The sequence below is a fragment of the Streptomyces marinisediminis genome, from assembly GCF_026262575.1.
Classification (GTDB): Bacteria; Actinomycetota; Actinomycetes; order Streptomycetales; family Streptomycetaceae; genus Streptomyces; species Streptomyces marinisediminis.
Window position 1 is genome coordinate 1 of record NZ_JAPKFL010000061.1, and the last position, 5,059, is coordinate 5,059.

At 58.0% G+C, this 5,059-nt stretch carries 2 rRNA genes; both read left to right on the plus strand.

The features are described from left to right. The first annotated feature begins 63 nt into the window (after positions 1 to 63). Positions 64 to 1,594, plus strand: a 16S ribosomal RNA gene (locus OSB71_RS23950). Positions 1,595 to 1,910: 316 nt separating this feature from the next. Next, a 23S ribosomal RNA gene (locus OSB71_RS23955) occupies positions 1,911 to 5,036 on the plus strand. The 16S and 23S rRNA genes sit together here, the layout of an rRNA operon. Positions 5,037 to 5,059 lie beyond the last annotated feature (23 nt).

Genomic DNA, 5,059 nt, shown 5'->3' on the forward strand with positions numbered 1-5,059 from the left:
GCTGTGCACCGGTCGGGGTTATTCCTCCCGGCGTGGTGCCGCTCTCGTGAGTGGTTGAAAGCATTCACGGAGAGTTTGATCCTGGCTCAGGACGAACGCTGGCGGCGTGCTTAACACATGCAAGTCGAACGATGAAGCCGCTTCGGTGGTGGAAGAGTGGCGAACGGGTGAGTAACACGTGGGCAATCTGCCCTGCACTCTGGGACAAGCCCTGGAAACGGGGTCTAATACCGGATACGACTGCCGGCCGCATGGTCTGGTGGTGGAAAGCTCCGGCGGTGCAGGATGAGCCCGCGGCCTATCAGCTTGTTGGTGGGGTGATGGCCTACCAAGGCGACGACGGGTAGCCGGCCTGAGAGGGCGACCGGCCACACTGGGACTGAGACACGGCCCAGACTCCTACGGGAGGCAGCAGTGGGGAATATTGCACAATGGGCGCAAGCCTGATGCAGCGACGCCGCGTGAGGGATGACGGCCTTCGGGTTGTAAACCTCTTTCAGCAGGGAAGAAGCGCAAGTGACGGTACCTGCAGAAGAAGCACCGGCTAACTACGTGCCAGCAGCCGCGGTAATACGTAGGGTGCGAGCGTTGTCCGGAATTATTGGGCGTAAAGAGCTCGTAGGCGGCTTGTCGCGTCGGATGTGAAAGCCCGGGGCTTAACCCCGGGTCTGCATTCGATACGGGCAGGCTAGAGTTCGGTAGGGGAGATCGGAATTCCTGGTGTAGCGGTGAAATGCGCAGATATCAGGAGGAACACCGGTGGCGAAGGCGGATCTCTGGGCCGATACTGACGCTGAGGAGCGAAAGCGTGGGGAGCGAACAGGATTAGATACCCTGGTAGTCCACGCCGTAAACGTTGGGAACTAGGTGTGGGCGACATTCCACGTCGTCCGTGCCGCAGCTAACGCATTAAGTTCCCCGCCTGGGGAGTACGGCCGCAAGGCTAAAACTCAAAGGAATTGACGGGGGCCCGCACAAGCGGCGGAGCATGTGGCTTAATTCGACGCAACGCGAAGAACCTTACCAAGGCTTGACATACACCGGAAAACCGTGGAGACACGGTCCCCCTTGTGGTCGGTGTACAGGTGGTGCATGGCTGTCGTCAGCTCGTGTCGTGAGATGTTGGGTTAAGTCCCGCAACGAGCGCAACCCTTATTCTGTGTTGCCAGCACGCCCTTCGGGGTGGTGGGGACTCACAGGAGACTGCCGGGGTCAACTCGGAGGAAGGTGGGGACGACGTCAAGTCATCATGCCCCTTATGTCTTGGGCTGCACACGTGCTACAATGGCCGGTACAATGAGCTGCGATGCCGTGAGGTGGAGCGAATCTCAAAAAGCCGGTCTCAGTTCGGATTGGGGTCTGCAACTCGACCCCATGAAGTCGGAGTCGCTAGTAATCGCAGATCAGCATTGCTGCGGTGAATACGTTCCCGGGCCTTGTACACACCGCCCGTCACGTCACGAAAGTCGGTAACACCCGAAGCCGGTGGCCTAACCCCCTTGTGGGGAGGGAATCGTCGAAGGTGGGACTGGCGATTGGGACGAAGTCGTAACAAGGTAGCCGTACCGGAAGGTGCGGCTGGATCACCTCCTTTCTAAGGAGCGTCTTCTGGTCAGTTTCGGCTGGCTGGCAGAGGCCAGTACATCGGCGCGTGTCCGATGCTGGTTGCTCATGGGTGGAACGTTGACTATTCGGTCTGTTTGGTGGGTTCGTTGGTTAGTACTGCCTCTGTGGGGGTGTGGAACGCGGACGGGTCTGCTGGGTGGGCCGGGTGCGCTGTTGGGTGTCTGAGGGCACGGCCGTGGTGGCTGTGGTCCTTTGGTGCCGGTCCCGGTGTAGCACTCCTGTGTGGGTGTGTGACGGGTGGCTGGTTGTTGTTTGAGAACTGCACAGTGGACGCGAGCATCTGTGGCCAAGTTTTTAAGGGCGCACGGTGGATGCCTTGGCACCAGGAACCGATGAAGGACGTGGGAGGCCGCGATAGGCCCCGGGGAGCTGTCAACCGAGCTGTGATCCGGGGGTGTCCGAATGGGGAAACCCGGCAGTCGTCATGGGCTGTCACCCGCTGCTGAACGCATAGGCAGTGTGGAGGGAACGCGGGGAAGTGAAACATCTCAGTACCCGTAGGAAGAGAAAACAACCGTGATTCCGGGAGTAGTGGCGAGCGAAACCGGATGAGGCTAAACCGCGGGCGTGTGATACCCGGCAGGGGTTGCGTGTGCGGGGTTGTGGGAGTTCTCTTGATCGGTCTGCCGGCCGGTCGGCGAGTCAAAAATTGTTGATGTAGGCGAAGGGCATGCGAAAGGCCCGGCGTAGAGGGTAAGACCCCCGTAGCTGAAACGTCAGCAACTTGCTTGAGGATCACCCAAGTAGCATGGGGCCCGAGAAATCCTGTGTGAATCTGGCGGGACCACCCGTTAAGCCTAAATATTCCCTGGTGACCGATAGTGGATAGTACCGTGAGGGAATGGTGAAAAGTACCGCGGGAGCGGAGTGAAATAGTACCTGAAACCGTGTGCCTACAAGCCGTGGGAGCGTCGCCGTGTGTGCTTGTCATGCGCGGTCGTGACTGCGTGCCTTTTGAAGAATGAGCCTGCGAGTTTGCGGTATGTTGCGAGGTTAACCCGTGTGGGGGAGCCGTAGCGAAAGCGAGTCCTAAGAGGGCGTTGAGTAGCGTGCCCTAGACCCGAAGCGGAGTGATCTAGCCATGGGCAGGGTGAAGCGGCTGTAAGAGGTCGTGGAGGCCCGAACCCACCAGGGTTGAAAACCTGGGGGATGACCTGTGGTTAGGGGTGAAAGGCCAATCAAACTCCGTGATAGCTGGTTCTCCCCGAAATGCATTTAGGTGCAGCGTCGTGTGTTTCTTGCCGGAGGTAGAGCACTGGATAGGCGATGGGCCTTACCGGGTTACTGACCTTAGCCAAACTCCGAATGCCGGTAAGTGAGAGCGCGGCAGTGAGACTGTGGGGGATAAGCTCCATGGTCGAGAGGGAAACAGCCCAGAGCATCGACTAAGGCCCCTAAGCGTGTGCTAAGTGGGAAAGGATGTGGAGTCGCAGAGACAACCAGGAGGTTGGCTTAGAAGCAGCCATCCTTGAAAGAGTGCGTAATAGCTCACTGGTCAAGTGATTCCGCGCCGATAATGTAGCGGGGCTCAAGTACACCGCCGAAGTCGTGTCACTCACACAGGTAGCCTTAACGGGTGTGTGGGTGGGTAGGGGAGCGTCGTGTGCCGGGTGAAGCAGCACCGTAAGGTAGTTGTGGATGGTTCACGAGTGAGAATGCAGGCATGAGTAGCGATACAAGAGTGGGAAACTCTTGCGCCGATTGACTAAGGGTTCCTGGGTCAAGCTGATCTGCCCAGGGTAAGTCGGGGCCTAAGGCGAGGCCGACAGGCGTAGTCGATGGATAACCGGTTGATATTCCGGTACCCGCTGTATGGCGTCCAACATCGAATCCTCTGATGCTAAGGCCGTGAAGCCCCCCGTGCTGCTCTTTGAGTGGTGTGGGTGTGGTGGAGCCGCTGATCCGAGGGGGTAGTAGGTGAGTGATGGGGTGACGCAGGAAGGTAGTCCAGCCCGGGCGGTGGTTGTCCCGGGGTAAGGGTGTAGGGCGTTGTGCAGGTAAATCCGTGCAACATGTGTCTGAGACCTGATGCCGAGCCGTTGTGGTGAAGTGGATGATCCTATGCTGTCGAGAAAAGCCTCTAGCGAGTTGTATGGCGGCCCGTACCCTAAACCGACTCAGGTGGTCAGGTAGAGAATACCGAGGCGTTCGGGTGAACTATGGTTAAGGAACTCGGCAAAATGCCCCCGTAACTTCGGGAGAAGGGGGGCCTCTTCTGGTGATCCCATGTGCTGGGTGAGCTGGGGGTGGCCGCAGAGACCAGCGAGAAGCGACTGTTTACTAAAAACACAGGTCCGTGCGAAGCCGTAAGGCGATGTATACGGACTGACGCCTGCCCGGTGCTGGAACGTTAAGGGGACCGGTTAGCTCTGCTTTTGGTGGGGCGAAGCTGAGAACTTAAGCGCCAGTAAACGGCGGTGGTAACTATAACCATCCTAAGGTAGCGAAATTCCTTGTCGGGTAAGTTCCGACCTGCACGAATGGCGTAACGACTTCTTGACTGTCTCAACCATAGGCCCGGTGAAATTGCAGTACGAGTAAAGATGCTCGTTTCGCGCAGCAGGACGGAAAGACCCCGGGACCTTTACTATAGCTTGATATTGGTGTTCGGTTCGGCTTGTGTAGGATAGGTGGGAGACTGTGAAGTCATCACGCTAGTGGTGGTGGAGTCGTTGTTGAAATACCACTCTGGTCGTGCTGGATGTCTAACCTGGGTCCGTGATCCGGATCAGGGACAGTGTCTGGTGGGTAGTTTAACTGGGGCGGTTGCCTCCTAAAGAGTAACGGAGGCGCCCAAAGGTTCCCTCAGCCTGGTTGGTCATCAGGTGGTGAGTGTAAGTGCACAAGGGAGCTTGACTGTGAGACTGACGGGTCGAGCAGGGACGAAAGTCGGGACTAGTGATCCGGCGGTGGCTTGTGGAAGCGCCGTCGCTCAACGGATAAAAGGTACCCCGGGGATAACAGGCTGATCTTCCCCAAGAGTCCATATCGACGGGATGGTTTGGCACCTCGATGTCGGCTCGTCGCATCCTGGGGCTGGAGTCGGTCCCAAGGGTTGGGCTGTTCGCCCATTAAAGCGGTACGCGAGCTGGGTTTAGAACGTCGTGAGACAGTTCGGTCCCTATCCGCTGTGCGCGTAGGAGTCTTGAGAAGGGCTGTCCCTAGTACGAGAGGACCGGGACGGACGGACCTCTGGTGTGCCAGTTGTTCTGCCAAGGGCATGGCTGGTTGGCTACGTTCGGAAAGGATAACCGCTGAAAGCATCTAAGCGGGAAGCCTGCTTCGAGATGAGGGCTCCCACCTCTTTAAGGGGGTAAGGCTCCCGGTAGACGACCGGGTTGATAGGCCGGATATGGAAGCTCAGTAATGGGTGGAGTTGACCGGTACTAATAGGCCGAGGGCTTGTCCATAGTTGCTTGCGTCCACTGTGTAG